The 17,935-nt window shown below is 68.5% G+C and carries 13 protein-coding genes; 4 read left to right on the top strand and 9 right to left on the bottom strand.

Going from position 1 to position 17,935, the window contains the following annotated elements:
• Window positions 1-3: 3 nt before the first annotated feature.
• The 4 genes from BJ982_RS21855 to BJ982_RS21840 all read right to left on the bottom strand — a co-directional run bounded on the left by BJ982_RS21855 (window position 4) and on the right by BJ982_RS21840 (window position 6,616).
• Window positions 4-1,212 carry an MFS transporter gene (locus BJ982_RS21855; protein WP_184882878.1) on the bottom strand — a complete coding sequence of 403 codons (1,209 nt, stop codon included), beginning with the start codon at window positions 1,210-1,212 and terminating at the stop codon, window positions 4-6.
• Window positions 1,209-2,264: a GNAT family N-acetyltransferase gene (locus BJ982_RS21850; RefSeq protein WP_184882876.1), complete on the bottom strand. Its 1,056-nt coding sequence runs from the start codon at window positions 2,262-2,264 to the stop codon at window positions 1,209-1,211. Before BJ982_RS21850 ends, BJ982_RS21855 begins: the two co-directional genes overlap by 4 nt.
• A complete protein-coding gene (locus BJ982_RS21845) occupies window positions 2,261-5,509 on the bottom strand; it encodes a non-ribosomal peptide synthetase (RefSeq protein ID WP_184882875.1) in 3,249 nt (1,082 codons plus the stop codon). The genes BJ982_RS21850 and BJ982_RS21845 overlap by 4 nt, the downstream gene beginning before the upstream one ends.
• A gap of 951 nt (window positions 5,510-6,460) precedes the next feature.
• Entirely contained in the window at window positions 6,461-6,616 is a 156-nt protein-coding gene (locus BJ982_RS21840; protein ID WP_184882874.1) for a hypothetical protein, read from the bottom strand.
• 360 nt (window positions 6,617-6,976) lie between these two features.
• Between BJ982_RS21840 and BJ982_RS21835 the strand changes: the two genes are divergently transcribed.
• Both BJ982_RS21835 and BJ982_RS21830 read left to right on the top strand, forming a co-directional pair.
• A complete protein-coding gene (locus BJ982_RS21835) occupies window positions 6,977-7,741 on the top strand; it encodes a DUF2786 domain-containing protein (RefSeq protein WP_184882873.1) in 765 nt (254 codons plus the stop codon).
• 478 nt (window positions 7,742-8,219) lie between these two features.
• Complete coding sequence (locus tag BJ982_RS21830) at window positions 8,220-10,226, top strand: hypothetical protein (RefSeq protein WP_184882872.1); 2,007 nt, start codon at window positions 8,220-8,222, stop codon at window positions 10,224-10,226.
• Between the two features lie 7 nt (window positions 10,227-10,233).
• Here BJ982_RS21830 and BJ982_RS21825 read toward each other — a convergent pair whose 3' ends face one another.
• From BJ982_RS21825 to BJ982_RS21815, 3 genes are all read right to left on the bottom strand, one after another.
• A complete protein-coding gene (locus tag BJ982_RS21825; protein ID WP_184882871.1) occupies window positions 10,234-10,701 on the bottom strand; it encodes a hypothetical protein in 468 nt (155 codons plus the stop codon).
• Window positions 10,702-10,750: 49 nt separating this feature from the next.
• Window positions 10,751-10,957: a hypothetical protein gene (locus tag BJ982_RS21820; RefSeq protein ID WP_184882870.1), complete on the bottom strand. Its 207-nt coding sequence runs from the start codon at window positions 10,955-10,957 to the stop codon at window positions 10,751-10,753.
• Window positions 10,958-11,153: 196 nt separating this feature from the next.
• The gene (locus BJ982_RS21815; RefSeq protein ID WP_184882866.1) at window positions 11,154-12,530 is read right to left on the bottom strand and encodes an NsdA family TPR-like regulatory protein; all 1,377 of its coding nucleotides are present in this window, start codon (window positions 12,528-12,530) and stop codon (window positions 11,154-11,156) included.
• Window positions 12,531-12,913: 383 nt separating this feature from the next.
• Between BJ982_RS21815 and BJ982_RS21810 the strand changes: the two genes are divergently transcribed.
• Together BJ982_RS21810 and BJ982_RS21805 are read left to right on the top strand one after the other, a co-directional pair.
• Complete coding sequence (locus BJ982_RS21810; RefSeq protein WP_184882864.1) at window positions 12,914-13,342, top strand: ATP-binding protein; 429 nt, start codon at window positions 12,914-12,916, stop codon at window positions 13,340-13,342.
• 42 nt (window positions 13,343-13,384) lie between these two features.
• Window positions 13,385-13,888 (top strand): hypothetical protein, encoded by a 504-nt coding sequence (locus tag BJ982_RS21805; protein ID WP_184882862.1) that lies wholly within the window; start codon window positions 13,385-13,387, stop codon window positions 13,886-13,888.
• On the opposite strand, the gene BJ982_RS21800 is transcribed toward BJ982_RS21805, so the two are convergent.
• Both BJ982_RS21800 and BJ982_RS21795 read right to left on the bottom strand, forming a co-directional pair.
• Window positions 13,880-15,748: a hydantoinase B/oxoprolinase family protein gene (locus BJ982_RS21800; protein WP_184882852.1), complete on the bottom strand. Its 1,869-nt coding sequence runs from the start codon at window positions 15,746-15,748 to the stop codon at window positions 13,880-13,882. The two genes, BJ982_RS21805 and BJ982_RS21800, sit on opposite strands and share 9 nt — an antisense overlap.
• A complete protein-coding gene (locus BJ982_RS21795) occupies window positions 15,745-17,871 on the bottom strand; it encodes a hydantoinase/oxoprolinase family protein (RefSeq protein ID WP_184882851.1) in 2,127 nt (708 codons plus the stop codon). Before BJ982_RS21795 ends, BJ982_RS21800 begins: the two co-directional genes overlap by 4 nt.
• Window positions 17,872-17,935: the final 64 nt, after the last annotated feature.

Here is a 17,935-nt window from a genome sequence, read left to right as displayed (position 1 = left end):
AGATCACTTCTCCTCGTTGACCAGCAATGGGGGATGGAGCGATCGAGTGCGGAGCACCAGTGGTGAGACCCACCCGGCACAGGTGAGCACGAGCCCGAGGCCGAGCCAGCCCAGCCAGCCGAGCCGGCCGTCCTGGAGGCAGACGACTGCCAAGGCGTAGGGGGCGAGGACTTCGGCGGTTCCCATCCCCAGCCCGAAGACGCCCTGGTATTCGGTGAGGCGGTCGGGCGGGGCCAAGCCGTAGCTCAGCTCGGAGGCGCCGGCGGCGTGGAAGATCTCGCCGACCGTGTGCACGGCCACGCCGAGGAAGAGCAGCCCGACGGCGAGGACCGGGCCCGCGGACGCGGCGGCCGCCAGGAGGGCGAGACTGCCGAAGAACACGACTCCGGAGATCCGCAGGCAGCGTGCGGCCTTGGCGACGTCCCGCACTCTCCTCGAGATCGGTAGCTGAAGCAGCGCCACCATGATCATGTTCAGGACGAACAGGAACGGGATGACGACCTTCGGCGCGTTCGTGTGCCCGACGACCCACAGTGGGAGTACCAGGGTGATCACGAAGTACTCCAGGCACATGACGGCGTCGATGAGCGTCACCGTGCGGTACCGGGTGTCCCGCAGCGCGGAGCCGGAGGGGGTCGCGGAGCGCGACATCCGGCCGATGGATCGGAGACCGAGCACCAGCGCCGCGGCCAGCAGCAAGGTACAGGCGTTGGCCAGGATGAGCAGCTCGTAGGCGCGGTCGCCGTCGTCGGCGACCGCGGCGCTCGACAGCAGAGCACCGGCGGCCGTCCCGAAGTTGTTGAGCGACCTGGCCACCGCTCGCACTTCGAGCCTGCGGGGGCCGGCCATGTGGCCGATCAACGCGTTGTTCACCGCCCGTGCGGTCTTGGCGCCGATCGCGTTCACCGTCATGATCGCGATGAACAGCCCGAACGAGCGGGTCTGCGGCAGCAGGAACAAGCTCACCGCCTGGACCAGGAGGAGCTGCAGGTAAGCCGTCCGCAGAGACCGGCCGTTGACCAGGCGGGTCAGCGGCACGCTGACCAGCAGCCCCAGCACGGCGGCGATGGTCAGTCCGAGACCCATCCGGACCGGGCTGAACCCGAGGACCTGCACGAAGAACAGCGTGCTCCCCACCGTGAACATCCCGGTGCCCAGCGCGATGACCAGGACGACGGCATAAAGAAGCCGCTCAGGCCCTCCCTTCCTCACCCGCGACCCAGCGGGGCGGAGAAGACGTCCAAACGGAGCACCGTCATGTTGCTGAATCCGGCTTTGAAGTGGCCGATGCTCAGGAACTTCTCGTCCAGGTCCGGGTGGTCGCCCGGATGGAGCACTTCGCCGAGCTCGAAGTACCGGCAGCCGAGCCGCTCCGCGTGCCGCATCGCCCGCCAGAGCACGTGGTGGCTGAGCCCGTCGCCCGCGCCGCCCCTCTCGTTCACCCCCGACACGTACAGGCAGTACCCAGGCGAGACCGCGAAGTAGGCGATGGTCACCACGCGGCCGTCTCTTCGCCCGATCACCAGGAACGCCTCATCCGCGAGGACGGAGGCGCGGATGGCGTCCCAGGACTCCTGCGATCGCATCCCCTTGCCGTAGAAAGCCAGCTGTAGCCGCGCGAACTGCTCGAGATCGTCCGGCGTGACCTCGGCGCCGGTCACCACCGCGAGGTCCAGGCGGGCGGGCGGCTTGCGGAGGATCCGCTGGAAGTTCTTCCTCAGCTCCGCCCGGCGTTCCTCCTCGGGCAGGGTCAGGTCGACCATCTGGGTGAGGTGATGCCTGCTGACGCCGCCGTTCCTCAGGACGACCTCGGTCAGCGGCGAGATCGCCCCGTCCGTGAGGTGGTCCCGCAGGTGCCATCGCTCGGCGTCGTGGGCCGCGGCCACCTCCTGGAGATGCCTATAGATCAGCTCGGCGGCGCGCTTGCGTGCCCGGGGCGGCGCCGCCGGATCCTGGACGAGGTAGAGCGGGCGCCCGTAGGCGGACAGCCGGGTACGGCCGTCCAGGACCTCGACGGTGACGGGCGTCCCGGCCACCGGCCCGTCGGGGCCCATCACCAGCGCGTGCCGCGGCAGGAAGACCTCAGCCGAGGCCCGATACCGGCTGACGTCGTGTTCCGCGGGAAGGTAGTACAGGCGCGTGTAATGCCTGGATCCCGCGGCCAGGCCGGTGACGGTGTAATTCGCGTGCTGCAGCGGATCAGCGGCCCACAGACGCTGCCAGTCCTCGTGCCCGGCGAGATCGTCGAACGTGAGGAGCTTCATCGGGCGGCTCCAGTGGTAAGGAGGCACGCCGCTCTGGTGATCGCTCCTTCGATCTCCCGCATGAGGAGCTCCGCGCGCTCTCGTGGGACCAAGGCGGGGAGGAAGGCCAGTTCGAGCGAGATCGAGTCCCCGTTGTCGCCGACCCGTAATCCGAGGGCGAAGGATGGGGTCAGCCTGATGTCGATCTTCACGGGCGTCGAGGTGACACCCGGCAGGCGAAGGTCCCCCGATCCCTCGCGGTCCTGACCGCGGACGTTGAGGAAGAGGAATCGGGCGTATCCTGCCAGGTCCCGATGACCGGGCAGGAGCGTTCCGAACCAGAACGGCAGGGGCACGGCCTCGCGCTGGGCCGCGCGGCCCACCTCCTGGGCCGACCTCCTGATCAGCTCCTGGAGCGGCAGGCCGTGCACGTTGCCGAGGAAGACCGGGATGTTGTTGGCGAAGAAGCCGACGGACCTCTCGGCGTCGGGAACCGTCCGGTTGGCGAAGGTGGAGACCAGTGCGACCTCCTTCCGGCCGGACCACCGGGCGAAGGCCTCGGCGTAGAGCGCCGTGACGACGGAGCCCATCGGCTGTGCCATGGCCCTGGACACCGCCTGGAGCGTGCGGGTGGGCTCCGGGCCGAGGCGTCGCCGAATCAGCTCTTCTGCCGCGAAGTCCTCCGCGGGGCCGGGCGCTGGTTCGGGGAAGAGCAGGACCGCCGCCGGGTCGGCGACCGCCCAGGGCGAGCGGCGCCAGTCCTCTTCGAGGGCATGGGCCAGTTCTTCATCGAGCCAGGCCTGCTCGGTCCGCGCCCAGCGCAGGAAACGGTCGTCCGGAACGGGCGCGGGGAGCGTCTCGCCACGGGTGAGGGACGCGTAACACCGGGACAGATCATCGTTCAGGGCACCGATCGACCAGCCGTCGAAGACGATGTGGTCGGCATTGAGGAACAGGTAGTGCTCACGTTCCGAAACCCTGACCAGGGTCGCACGAAGAAGGCCGTCGTAGGCGGGCCCGCAGCGCGCGAACGGTGTCTCGGCGTCCCGCTGGATGATGCTCAGGGCCTGTTCGCGGGCGGTCTGCGCATCGAAGCCGGCGGTGACGGCCACCACGCGCAAGGTGGGACTCCAGGCTGTGAGGCGCTGCCGTCGACCGTCGGGATCGACTTCCAGCCGGAGAGCCGGATGCGCGATCACCGCCCACTGGAGCGCCTGACTCAGCGCCTCGGTGTCCAGCGGACCGGTCAGGTGATAGGCCATGGGCACGTTGCTGATGCTCGGCAGGTCATGGCGAGCCCGCCAGGCCTCACGGTTCATCCGATGGCTCTGGGTGGCGGCCACGCCGAACCACGTGCCGTCGGAGGCGGCCGGTGCGATCTCCTGCGGCTGGAAGCGCGTCCGCCCGGCGCCACCTTGGACGAACTCCACGAAATCCGCGAACCGGGGGTGCATCAGTAGATCTCCCACCGAGACCCGCCTGGCGAGGGAACGGTTCAGCTCCACCACCAGACGGACCGCGGTCAGCGAATCGCCGCCGAGGTCGAAGTACTGGGCGTCGTCGGGAACCGAGACGACGCCCAGGACCCGCTGCCACACGCGGCGGACCGCATCCCGGAGATCCGCGGGCACCGCGGCGTCCTGGACACCCTCCGGCGCCAGGGACTCCGCCAGCGCCCGGCGGTCGACCTTGTCACTCCTGGTCCTCGGCAGCGAATCCAGCACCTCGAAGCGCCTTGGCACCGCGTAGGGCGGGAGCACCCGTGCCGCGGCGGCCCTGACCTCCTCGACCACCAGGACCGATCCGGCGCGAGGCACGACGAAGGCCGCCAGATGCCGGTCCGTCGCTCCGTGCCCGACCGGGACCACGGCCACCTGGCCAACCGATCGGTTCGCGGACAGAGCCGCCTCGACCTCGCCGATCTCGACGCGATGGCCGCTGACCTTCACCTGGTCATCGCGGCGGCCCCGATAAAGGAGCGTTCCAGCCTCGAGAACGCCGAAATCACCCGTGCGGTACACCCGGCCGATCCCCCGCACCTCGATGAACCGGCCGCGTGTCCGCTCGTCATCCACGACATAGCCGTCAGCCAGTGCCGAGCCCGCCAGGCAGATCTCACCTTCCGCGCCTGCCGGGACCGGGTTCATCGCATCGTCGAGCAGGTACACCGAACAGTTGTCCACGACCGATCCGAGCGGCGGGACCCTGGGCCAGTCCTGCGGCCGGCCACGCAGCAGGCTCCGCGTCACCACGTGGGTCTCGGTGGGGCCGTACTGGTTTGCCAGGGTGGGATCGCCAGTGGCCTCGACGAATCTCTCGAGGGCAGGAGTGATGATCGGTTGTTCACCGGCGGTGATGATCTCCCGCAGCACCGGCAGCGGGCCCGGCATCGCCACGGCCCATTCCGCGATGCTCTGCAGGGCGGCGAACGGCAGGAAGAGCCGCGAGACCCCGTACCGGTGCGCGAGCTCCAGAACGCGGCCCGGATCGCGGCGATCCTCCTCGCCGATCAGGACCAGCTCTCCTCCCGAGCCCCAGGTGGAGAAGATCTCTTGGAAGGAGACGTCGAAGCCGATGGGCGCGAACTGCAGCGTGCGGTCCCCGGGACCGGCCGGGGAGTCACGCAGTTGCCATTCGATGAGGTTCACCAGCGGGTGATGCGGCATCGCCACGCCCTTAGGGCGTCCAGTCGATCCGGAGGTGAACAGCACATATGCCGTGTCCCCGGGATCGGCCGGCCAAGCGCCGAGCAGCTCGGGGCCGGCCGCGTCCACGGCGGGCACGACGACGGTCCGGCAGCCGCCGACCGGCCCCGCGTAGGCCTCGTCGACGACGATCAGCCCGAGTCCGGCGTCCTCGATCATCATCTCGAGTCGCCCGGCGGGCAGCGCCGGATCGAGAGGCACGTAGCACGCTCCCGCCGCGAGCACCGACAGCACGGCGATCTGCTGCGGGATGCCCCGCTGCAGGGCGAGGCCGACTCGCATGCCGCCCATCCCGAGCTCTTCACGCAACATCCGCCCGAACCCGGCCGCGCGACCCGCCAGCTGCGCGTAGGTGAGCACGTGATCGCCATCACGGACGGCGACGGCCGCGGGGTGCTCGGCCACCGCCCGTACGACAAGCTCCACCACGTTGCCCGCGGATGTGGGACGGGACACCCCGCTCAACACGAACCCAGCCGGGTCCACGACCATATTCACTACCTCTGCGAATAGTAGAACATTGGCTCGCGAAAAACTTAGGACGCACAGGAACAGCGCCACGGGGCACAAACAGCCCTAGGCGTTGACAAAGAACAGATGAATCAGGGGACGAAGGGGCCATCGATCAGGTCGTGCTGCAAATCCGTATGGCGCTCGAACGAAATGTCACGGCAGCGTTGACGTGAAAGTGAACAGATGTGAACGGCCCGAAGTGCACCAATCGTGAATCATAGTCAGCATGACGGCGAGCGTAAAGAGGATGTACATCAATTGGTCAACATGCAGTGCTCCACCGAGAGCTCGATGCCCGGTGAAGTGCGAAGACCCGTCTCGCCTGTGCGGGTACGAACGCTTCGGGGCCTCAGACGCGACCGGCGTCGATCGACGTTGAGGCCTGCGACGCGCCGAGGATGCCGGCGGTGATCGTGATGGCCGGCACGAGGGAGGATGCCGGCCAGGGCCGGCGCGAGGAGAGGGGACCCGGGACGGCCGGCAGGTGACCGCGGGCTCCGGGCCGCACCTCGCGACGGAGATCAGGCCGGTAAGGGATTCATGCAGGTGGGACGGTGAATGGCGGAGGACCGAACCCGCGCACCGACGAGCCGGGGCGCCGCTCAGATCACCGGCCGGCTGGACGAGACCGCCACGAGCCGGCGTCCGCCCCCGAGCTATCAGCAGACCGCTTCGGCCGCCGCCCGGCGGACGGTCACTTGGCGGTTCGTCATCACCCCAGGCCGATGAGTCAGCCCCGTCGGCCCGATGAGTCAGCCCCGTCGGCGCACGTGCGCGGCGACCGGCACAGGGCGGAAAGACCGCCGACGGCCACGGCGGCCTTTCCGACCGCGGCGGTCTCCTGGACGGGGCGCCCGGCGCCTGGCGGATTCGGGGGCCTCGCAGCCCCCGAGCCCGCGTGTGGCGCAAGCGTCACCGGCCCGACGGGCGCCCCGGATCGCTCACCGGTTCCAGTTCCAACAAGGGTTTCCGGGGGATTTCAGCGGTGCTTCAGCGTTTTCAGCGGTGCGTCCTGCGACCGCGCCACCGGTCCAGCAACTCGCGCAACTTGCGCTGATTCTGCGGGTCCTTGGCCATCGTCTCCACCCGCCGGACATGCTCCTGCCCCTTGGGGCTGCGCAGATAGTCCTTGATGCGATCCACTATGCCAGCCATCGCTTCACCACCGTATGTCGATCACTGTCTTCGCTGAACGGCTACCCTCGACACCCCCTGTTAATCACCGGCGCTGCACGCAAGCCGGAAAAACAGGACAAGCATGGCGATTGTGGGATACAACCTCGACCCAGAGCTGATCACCTCATGACGGTTTCCCGCTTTATCGCGTTAAACCATGTCGGAACCGGCATGCTGCTCGATCAGTGACGCGGAGCGACTCGCCCAGACCATAACGTCCCTCCCGTCGGACCGTGCGTTAGGTTGGAGCGCCTCGGCGGCGTGGGTACGGCGCCGCCCGCACCGGCGAAGGGAGGACGGCCCCTGAACGGCACCGGCGCGACGTCCTACGCGAGGATCATGGAACGGGTCCGGCGACTGCTGGACCTCGCGGAGCATCCCAACACCGGCGAAGAGGAGGCCGCACTGGCCTCCGCCCACGCCGCGGCACTCATGCTGCGGCACGGCCTGGACGCCGAGGCCGTACGCCGCCACGCCACCGGCCGTTCCGGGAAGGTCGACGGCATCGAGTTCGAGGTCTCCAACCGCGGCGGCCACGCCCGCGAACGCTGCTGGGCGCTGCACCTGGTGTGCGAGGCGCTCGGCTGCAAGGGCGCCCACCGCTGGACGGGCGTCAAGGGCCGCGGCATCCGTGGAGCCACCCACGTCACCATGACCGTCATCGGCGCCGAACCCGTCCTCGACGGCCTGCGCGTCCTGCTGCCGTCCCTCACCCTCCAGATGGAGAACCAGGTCAGACCCGCCCTGCGCCGCCACACCGCAACGGCGCTCGCCACCGTGACGGACAAGGACCGGCGCGCCCGCGCGTCCGCCGACTTCCGCCGCGCCTTCTACGTCGGCTTCGGCACAGGCGTCGCCACCAAACTCCGCGACCGCGTCACCGAAATAGCCACCGAGGTCAAGGGCACCGGCGCCGAACTCATCCTCCTAGACCGCACAGCCTTGGTCGAAGCCGAGTTCAACCACCGCTTCCCCGGCCTCCGCCCCGCCCGCGCCACTCCCCTCCACCCCGAAGGCTTCCACAACGGCCACCACTCCGGCCGCCTGGCCGACCTCAACGACCGCACCCTCGACGACCTCTCCGCCGACGAACTCCCCTCCTGACCCGGCGGAACCCGTACGGTTGCCGGACGATCAGCAAGGCCGCCTACCCCGCAAAACACCTAGCGACGGACTGAACGCCCCTCGCATCCAAACCCGTGCGAAGTGATGATAGATAGCGTTTAGCACCGCAACGTACGAATTCAGAGGCTATTCCAGGTGGCTGCGGCCACAGCCATGGCAAAAGCGCGCACGCGCGGCAAGCGCGGCCCACGGAAAGTGCCGGTAAACGGCCGGAACAAAAATGCCGGGCCTCGCCATCCATACGCCCGTTACCATCTCGTCCACCCCAACCGACTTATGACTATCCCTCTTTCCCGCCGCCTGCGTTATTTTGGTCCTCCGGTACCAGGGGGCACCGGAGCACGACCACACGCGGAACCGACTCAGTGCATGACGCACACACCCGAGGCAGCGGGGCCGGGTTGTCGGGACCGGAGGTGCGTGAACGCAGGAAACGAGAGCGGACGGGGGTGACCACATGGGCACCGTGCCACCGGGGACAGGACCACTGTCCCCTTCCTTCACCGGGATCGATCCGGGCCTGATGGACGGCTTCGTCACCGAGGTCGAACACGCCCGAGGCGTCATCGGCGAAAACCTGGAGGCCATCCGCAGGGTCTTCGCCGCCAACGGCGTCCCCGCGACGTCGCTCGACCCCATAGGAGAGGTCGAACGCTGGCTGGACGAACGCCTCCCCGACCTCAGACGCCGCAGCAAAATGGCACACGACATCGCCAGACTCCCCGACTGGTCCCCGGGAGCGGCCGGCGCCCTGGTGCCGTACGAGGAGAAGGGTGTGCTCCCGGCGACAGAAGCACGCCGGCTCGGCACAGAACTGGCGGCCCAGTACAAAAAGATCAACCCAGACGTCTTCTTCGACCCAGGCCTGGACGAGAAGCACCAGAAGATCGTAGACGCCCTCGCCGCCCACGCCCACGACCCCGAGTTCACCACCGCCTTCTTCGCCGGCCTCGGCCTGAACCGCACGCTCCAGCTACCCGAACGGCTGCGGCACGCCCTCCAGGAGGGCGACGATTCGGCGGTTGACACGGTGAGTCGAGCCCTCGGGACGGCCGTCAGCGCGGGCGGCGCCGCAGCCGCCGGTTTCGCCGCCATCGCCAACGGCCTGAAGCAGAAGGCCACGAACCACGACGACCAGGAAGCGATCGGCGACCTGCTGTCCGCCGGCCGCTTCCCCACCGAGTGGCTTGCTCAGGTGGTCGCCACCCAGATCTTCCTCCCCGGCGACAAATCCGTCGGTGCAACCCTGACGCCGTACCTCAAAGCCCTGTCCCACGACCCAGCCGCGACCCGCCTCGCAATCAGCCTCGCCACCCGCGACAGCCCACTCCCAAGAGACACCCTCGCCAAGCTCCTGCCACCCCAACTGTCCCTGATCCCCAAAGACCAACGACCGGACTTGGCAACGTTCCTGAACAACCTCAACAACCGAGCCAGAGTCAACGACACCTCAGCCGACGCCTTCGGCCGTCTGCTGGCCTCCGCCTCAGGCGCCTACGACGAAAAAGACGGCCACCACAGCGACCCAGCGGCCCGCTTCGCCTTCACTTTGATCACCACAGCAGACGACTTCAAACTCGCCGAACCTACCCGTATCCACCTTTCCGAAATCGCCGGCACCTACGCCACCGAGATCGCTCAAGGCGCGAACTTCGGAGATGCCAACCACTTGCTTCCCAGCGCCTTCGGCGAGGTCAAGTCCCAGGTTTCCGGCCTGCGACCCACATTCCGCCTCAGCCCAGAAGACACGTATAGATTCATCCAGACCTTCACGAATAAACTAGAGAATCAGGCGCCGTTCCAAGCAGGCATGGGCAACCTTGCCCGACGCTTGACAGGTGAGGAATCGCCCAATGTGGCAGGGCCTAGGGACATCAGGCGATTGGATGACGTCTTCGCCTTACTCGGCAGCGCGCGTGGCCTCCAACTCGCCGCCAGAGATAAGTGGGACAACGCAAAGGAGCAGGCCGAAAAGGAAGCAGGAAAAGCGTTCAGTTGGCTCTCAGGAAATGGGCTCGGGGCAGTTGGACTGATCGTCCCAGGCGGCCCAGTCGGTGCCGCAGCGTGGACGGCCTTGAGCACCGCCTGGTCAACATACGACACCTACAAGCCCGAAACGGATTCAGAGCTCGAAAAGGCTAAAAGAGCCGACAAGCTGGAAACTCTCGGTCGCCAGCACTCTATCGCCCAGTCTCTGATGAATACTGGATTGAGCCCGAAGATCTCGCCTCGCGACTATCAGGCTACACACCCCTCTGACGCCACCATCACCGACTCAAACGGAGATCTGCTTCCTTTCAGCGAAATCCTGAAGCAGCGAGAGGGCTTGAACACTCTGGACGGATGGTTCATCGCGAATGGCATGGGATCCAGCGATGATTCGGCTCTGGGTGCGGTCTCCAGGAAGCTGGCGGATATCTTCGACGGTCGGAAGGTTAACTCGAAGGCGCGCACAGAGAGCTGATTTTATGTCACTGCGAGGCGAGACAGTCGGTCTCACCGCTCACGGCATAAACTCCCACAGCAGGAGAATCAAGAAGCAATTTAGTCTTGGTGGCGTCATTCTGTACATGAATCGGTGCGGACAACGGACCAGCATCGACAACGTTGTACGGAGCCACTCGATTGAGTGCCCCCAGCAGAGCCGAACGTACGTTATCAGGAGTGGTTGTTTTTGCTACATCGGTGCCTGTAGCTGCAAAAATCTGCTTCGCTCTCCCATCGGCGCAGGGGATATTCCTACCCCCTGGCTCCGTTATAGTCACGTTCTGAGCGTTCCTCTCCTTCAACAGTTGAAGGATGTGATTTTTTAAGGTTTGACCGGCCTGGGCAGCGGTGGGGCCTTCGTCGGATGTACAGGCGGTTAGGGCCAATGGTACGAGCAGCGCAATGACGGCTCCCTTTCGGCGGAGCTTTACGGGACTGGACAGGATGAGCATCGTCTTCGCCTCCACGTCTGGCCGGAACCCGGTAGCGCCCCACATAATCTCAGGGAGAACCAACCGCTGCACCACCTAGTATCTCCATCTTGACCGACGCTTTCACCGCAACTGGAGTCCGGCGTTGCCCATCGATGATGATCTGGTGCCGAATCCACGGCATCAGGACCTGGATGCAGCTCTTGCCGCCGTACGAGCGCACGTCCGTGTGCTGGAAACCGCGCTTGATCCGGCATGTGCGCAGTTCGGCGGGCACGCCGTGTGGGTGGGCCCGACTGCTCGCGCCTTTGGTGAGGAGTTGAACGGCCGGAGGGCGCGGATGAAGACGGCTGTTCAGCACATCCTCGCCGAGCTTGAGGCGGAGCTGCGGTCTACTCCGAGCAAGGTTTCACGGGCAGCGGCTGCCGCCATGAGCGGCTGGTCATAGTACGCGCCGCAGTCTGAAGTAGCCCTTAGGTGCGCGATGACGATGGGGGCTGCAGCATTGTCGGACCAGGCGCATGGATCTCCGACAGTGCCTGTCGCCAGTCGGCGGTCACTGAACCTGAAGGGGCGAGGAGGCTGTCGAACTCGTGAGCACGCACCACGACCACGTGGCTGTGGCATACATACGGGTCACGGATGGCGGTCGTCGCGACTCTGCATGCCTCTTCGTTCTCCCCTGCCTTGGCGAGAGCGGAGGCGTAGGCGAACCGCACCAGCGCAGGATCGGCGTTGTCCGTCGGGTCGTAGGCGGCAAGGGCGCGTGTCGCGGCTTCCGCGGTGCCTTCGAGATCACCGAGATCGGCCCGGCCCCGCGTCTCGTAGAACGTCTGCCGTTCCTGTTGGAAGGACAGGGCACCGGACTGTTGCACAGTCTGCTGGCATCGATCCAACGTGGTACGCGACCTGTTGATCGCCCGCTCGAAGGCCACACGATCTCCCAGAGCAGCATGCGCTAGCGCGGCGAAGCCCCACATCCAGGCGATCGCCGGAGTGGCGCCAACCGCCTGGTCCAGACGCGGTGTGACCAGGGCCAGCGCGCCGCGCGCATCACCCGAATAGGTCGGGATGAGCAACGCGTTCGCCAGTGCGAGATCAGCGACGTAGCGGTCCCCGGCCTCGTCCGCCGCCCTCGTGGCTGCCGTGTACCAACGGCGTGCCAGCGGAAACTGGTTGGCACAGAACATGGTCACGCCCATCACAATGGACAGCTTCGCTCCGATACGCACCAGGCGGCGCTGCGATTCGGTGGGCTGCCGATGGGCGAGCAGCTCCCGCACGCTGGTCAAGCGCAGCAGTGTCTCGGACAGCAAACTGGTGGGTGGGGCCTTCTCCATTGCCTGAGCGAGCCGGTCGACTTCAGACTCCAGGAAGAGGAGACGGGCCTCGCCGACATTGCCTGCGTCAAGGGCCTGTTCGAAGAGGTCGGGGCCGCGGTAGATGCTTTCTGTGAGGCCCAGGGCCATGGTGGTGGCGCCGAGTTGGAAGATCTCTCGCCTGTTCGTGGCCGCCTCCCGGGGGTCGGGGCGCGCTTCCTGAACGCCGGGGTTCTTGAGTCCAGGGTCGTACGGGGCGAGGAGTTCCGCAACGGTGTGGCCGGGAAACATGCGTTCCAGGACCCGGCAGTGGTCGGCGTGGGGCTTGGTCTTCAGGTGGCCCTTCAGCCAGCGTCCGTACGCCTCGCGGCTGGGCGAGGAGCCGATCAGGTGGCGGTCGATGCTTCGGGCCACCTTGTCGTACTCCAGGCAGAACGCACGATGGGTCTCCTGGTGACGCTTCATCAGCAACACCTTCAGCAAGGTCTGCCGGCTGGACATGGACATCGACATCACACCCTCCGCGATCATGCGAGTACGCAAAGTAATCGATCGCTCACAGTAAAGCCCAGCCGACCGACATTTTCGCCCCCGCTTCCTCCGGACGACTCGGAGAAGACACCTCGTCGCTCGCTTGGAGACCTGTGACGACGCGTCGCAGACCGCTCCGGCGTCGGCGGCCGAGCGGTTTCGCGCGCCTGCCGTCACGAGGGCTGGTCGCGTAGGACATGGAGAAGCCTCTCGGCCGACGGTTCGACGGCCGGTGGCGGCGCATTCGCGTGCTGCTCACCGGGCTGCCGGGCCTTCTAGCGTCGCCTCACCGTGCGGTGGACCGGCGACCGCGCCGCGAAGGTCGCCGCGGTGCCGTCCGTCTGTCACGGGCATCTTGCGACGCCCCCTCGCGAAGGACATCCATGCGCGAAGACGCCAACACCATTCCCAGGCCGTGGTCGGTCGATAGGACCGTCTTTCCCTCGGCCGAGACCTCCGTGGCCCAGGCCCGGCGGTGGCTGCGCGAGCTGCTCGCCGGCCATCCCCGCTGCGATGACGCCGTACTGCTGCTGTCGGAGACGTTCACCAACTCCGTCGTGCACACCCGGTCCGCCGCGATCGGCGTCGTGCTGCTCGTCGAGGAGAACGACCGCCTTCAGGTCGAGGTCGTCGACGAGGGCGCGGAGACCTCGCCGTGCGTCTGCGGCCACTCCGGCGGCGGCGATCTGGCGGAGTCCGGCAGGGGGATCCGGCTCCTGCGGGCGCTTTCCGATCAGTGGGGGTTCATCGAGGAGCATCCGCGCTGCGTCGTCTGGTTCACCCTCGGCCCACCGCCGCCGCCCGTGGAGTAGGCCGCACGCTTTCGAGTTCCCCGAGATCAGAGAGAGAAATGCATGTCCAACGTCCCGGTGCTCCGCGATTCCTTCGAGACCGTCCAGCGGATTCGGTACGCGGTGTGGTGTGGCGGCCTGTCCCTGCTCCTGCTGCTCACCACCGTGCGTCCGTGGGTGCGCGACGGGCGCACGCGGTCCGGCACGGCCACGTTGACGCTGTGGGACCTTCCCGGTGCCGAGAGCGCGGTCATGAGCGATTCCGGCCTCAGCGTCCTCGGCATGCTGCTGCTGAGCCTCGCGCTGGCCTTTCTCACAGCGCTGCGGCCCGTCCGTCCGCTGGTGCTGGGCACGATCCTCTCGGCGGTGCTGAGCTTTCTCGACACCATGGGGCTGCACCAAGCGCTCGCCGACATGCCCGGCCGACCCGGCGGGCTGCCGGATCGGTTCACCTCGGCGCCCGCCGTTCTGACCGCCTGCGCCGAAACGTTCGCGCTCGTCGTGGGACTCGCTCTGCTGGCGCTCGCCGGGAGCGCGAACAGGGCATCCCGGCGGCGGTCACCGTGATGTGGCGCTGTCGGAGTCATGAGTGGGGCCGCTGAGGATGTCCGGTTCAGCGTGAAGGTGGCCGTTGGAGAGGGTGGGGTAGCCGGGGCCGCGGTCGAAGAACGGGCGGGGGTCGGATCCGCGCAGGGTGGCGCGGAGGGCCTCGGTGGCGGGCTCGTCGGCCGTGGGGGCGTCGGCGGGGGCGGTCAGGATGACGCCGTAGTCGGTGCGGGCCGACTCTAGGGAGACCTTGCCGTCGCGGACGTCGGCGGCTACCGCGGCCGGGTCGCGGTCGTAGGGGGAGCCCCAGCCGCCGCCTCCGGTGGTGCGGATGCGGATGGTCTGGCCGGCGGCTACGGGGTGGTCGTCGACCAGGCCGTCCATCTCGTGGCCGTCCACGGTGACGAGGAAGGGTTGCCCGGCGCGGCCGCCGTTGACGCCCCAGCACGCGAGGATGGAGCGGTCGGCGATGGACATGAAGGAGGCGTCGCGGAGCATGCGGATGTGTTTGTCGTAGCCGAGGCCGCCCCGGTGGAGGCCGGGGCCGCCGGAGTCGCGGGCGAGGCCGAGGCGTTCGACGCGGAAGGGCCAGCGGGCCTCGGCGAACTCGACGGGGATGTTGCGGGAGTCGGGGACGACGTGGATGGTGTCCTCGCCGTCGGCGTACCAGCGGCCTCCCGAGCCGCCGCCGAGGACCTCGCGCATGAGGTACGGCCGCCCGTCGTGGTCCTCGCCGTAGACGCCGGTGTAGCGGATGGTCTCCTGGTCGGCGGGCATGCGCCCGCCGGTGGCCTTGGCGAGGACGCCGGCGAGCACGCCGAGCAGGCGCAGGATGACGAACGTGCGGGCGTTGGTCGGCGCGGGGAACACCGGCGTCAGGAGCGTGCCCTTCGGGGGGAAGCGCATCTCGATGAGCGGGACGACGCCCTCGTTGACGTCCAGCTCGGCCATCCGCTCGGGCGTGTCGGCCAGGTTGCGCAGGATCGGGGCGAGCCACTTCTTGAGGAACACCCCGTCCGCGTAGTCGCCGGCGTGGTTGATGGGGCCTTTGGCCTGCGGGGACGTGCCGGTGAAGTCGATGACGAGCGGCCGGTCGGCGGCGTGGTGGACGGTGAGCGTGATGCGCTGGGCGTGCAGGCGGGGCGGGTCGACGCCGTCGTGCTCGGCGTAGTCCTCCCAGACGTAGACGCCCTCGGGGATCTTGGCCAGCAGTTCGCGGCGGAACGTCTCGGTGGTGTTCGAGATGATCGTGTCGAAGCACGCCTCGACGGCCGGCCTGCCGTAGCGGGCGAACAGGTCGGCGAGGCGGCGGGCGCCCATCAGGCAGGCGGAGCACTCGGCGTCCAGGTCCCCGGCGAGGGAGTCGGGCATGCGGGAGTTGCGGGTCATGATGGTGAGCGCGGCCCGGTTGGGCACGCCGCGGTCCCACAGCTTGATCGGCGGGACCATCAGGCCCTCCTCGAAGGCGCTGCGCGCGTGCGAGGGCATCGAGCCGGGGACGGCGCCGCCGATGTCGTCGTGGTGGCCGAACGCCTGGACGAACGCGACCACGTCGCCGTCGTGGAAGACCGGGACGGTGACGCAGAGGTCGGGCAGGTGGCCGATGCCGCCCTCGGACAGGTAGACGTCGTTGTGGAAGAACACGTCGCCGGGGTTCATCTCGGCGATGGGGAAGTCGCGGACGACGGGCTGGACGAGCGCGGAGTAGGAGCGGCCGGTGAGCTTGCGCATGCGCGCGTCGTGGATGCCGGCGCGGAAGTCGTGCGCGTCGCGGATCATCGGCGAGCGGGCCGTGCGCGCGATGGCGGTCTCGACCTCCCGCTCGACCGAGGCCAGGGTCCCCTCGACGATCTCGACGAGGACGGGGTCGACGGCCGTCATGCGCCTGCTCCGTGGGTGAGGTGGGTCGCGTCCGCGCCGGCCGGAGGGCTCGCCGGGGCCTCGGGGGGCGGGGCGGCCGCGCGGCGTACGACGAGGTTGCCGTGGGTGTCGGCTTCGGCGGTGAAGCCGGGGTGCAGGGGCAGCGTGGAGCCGTACTCCTCGATGACGGCGGGCCCGGTCAGCACGTCGCCGCACCGCAGCTCGTCACGCCGGTAGAGGGGGGTGGTCCGCCATGGCGGGGACCCGGAGGGCGGGTCGTCGAAGTACACGCGCCGCTCCCCCACCGGGACCGGGGCGCCGCCGTCGCGCGGCGGCAGCGCGGGGATGGCGGGGCGGGTGATGGGGCCGACGCCGGAGACGCGCAGGTTGACCCATTCGACGGCGTGCCGCGGGTCGTCGCGGTAGCCGTACCCGTAGAGCCGCTGGTGGGCGTCGTGGAACCGGTCGAGCACCTCGGCGCGCCACGCCTCGTCCACCGGCCCCCCGGGCGCGGGGACGCGGACCTCGTACGCCTGGCCGTAGTACCGCAGGTCGGCGCTGCGCGCGTACACGTGCCGGTCGCGGGGGAAGCCCTCGCGGTCGAGGGCGCGGGCGGCCTGGCCGGTCAGCTCGGCGAGGATCGCGGCGGCGGTCTCGGGCCGCAGGTCGCGGGTGACGTGGGTGCGGACGTAGTCGTTCTTGACGTCCACGGTGAGCAGCCCGAACGCCGACACGTTGCCCGGCCCGGGCGGGACGACGACCGCGGGCAGGCCGAGGATGTCGATGAGCCGGCACACCAGCAGCGGCCCGGAGCCGCCGAAGGCGACCATCGGGAAGTCGCGCACGTCGAGGCCACGCCGCACGGTGATCCGGCGGATCGCGTTGGACTGGTTGAACGCGCTGATCTCCAGGATGCCGGCGGCCGTGCGCTCGGGGCCGAGGCCGAGCCGGGCGGCCAGCGCCCCGACGCCCGCGCGGGCGGCGTCCACGGCCAGGGGTATCTCGCCGCCGAGCAGGTTCGGGGGGACGCGGCCGAGGAAGACGTGCGCGTCGGTGACGGTGACCTCGGTGCCGCCCTTGCCGTAGCACAGCGGCCCGGGGTCGGCGCCTGCGGAGCGCGGGCCGACCTTCAGCGTGCCCTCGGGGGAGATCCAGGCGACCGAGCCGCCGCCCGCGCCGACGGTCACGATGTCGATCATGGGGATCTTGCACGGGTACCGGCCGATGGAGCCCTCGGTGGTGAGGGACGGCTCGCCGTCCACGACCACGGCGACGTCGGTGGAGGTGCCGCCGCCGTCCAGGGTGATCACCGAGGGGTGTCCGGCGGTCTCGGCGATGAGGGCCGCGCCGAGGGCTCCGGCGGCGGGCCCGGACAGGACGGTGGTGATCGGCTGGTGGACGACCTCGGCCGCCGACAGGACGCCGCCGTTGCTCTTCATCACCGAGAACGGCATGCCGAGGCGGCCGGACAGGTCGGCGATGTAGCGGCGCATGGTGGGCTTGACCGCCGCGTCGACGAGGGTGGTGACCGAGCGTTCGTACTCGCGGTACTCGCGCAGCACGTCGCTGGACAGGGAGACGACGGCGGCGGGGTGCTCGCGCTCCAGCACGGCGCGCATGCGGTGCTCGTGGGCGGGGTTGGCGTAGGAGTGCAGGAAGCACACGCCGAGGGCGGTGACGCCCCGGTCGCGGAACCAGCGGGCGGCGCGGGCGGCCTCGTCCTCGTCGAAGGGGCGCACCTCGCGGCCGAGGTGGTCCAGGCGCCCGCCGACGGTCTTCACCCGGTGCACGGGCACGATACGCGGGGGTTTGACCCAGAAGTACGAGTTGCCGTAGCCGTCGGGGACGCTCTGGCGGGCGATCTCCAAAATGTGCGCGAACCCCTCGGTGGTGATGAACCCCAGGTCGAGGGGCCGGTCCTCCAGAAGCTGGTTGGTGGCGACGGTCGTGCCGTGGACGACGCCGCCGACGTCCGCGAGTCTCAGCCCGGACAGCACCTTGCGCACGCCGTTCATGAAGCCGACCGCGGGGTCGGCGGGCGTGGAAGGGGTCTTGGTCGTGGTGATCTGGCCGGTCTGCTCGTCCACCGCGACCACGTCGGTGAACGTGCCCCCGGTGTCGACGCCGATACGGACGTTGCGCATGCTCTCAGTGTTCACCGAAGCGCCACGGCCTCGGAATCAGCAACGTTCGCCAAGGAATCGCCGT

Origin of the sequence: Sphaerisporangium siamense, assembly GCF_014205275.1 — a bacterium.
Taxonomy (GTDB): domain Bacteria; phylum Actinomycetota; class Actinomycetes; order Streptosporangiales; family Streptosporangiaceae; genus Sphaerisporangium; species Sphaerisporangium siamense.
The sequence above is the reverse complement of the archived record's forward strand: the minus strand, read 5'-3'. Positions and strand labels throughout refer to the sequence as shown.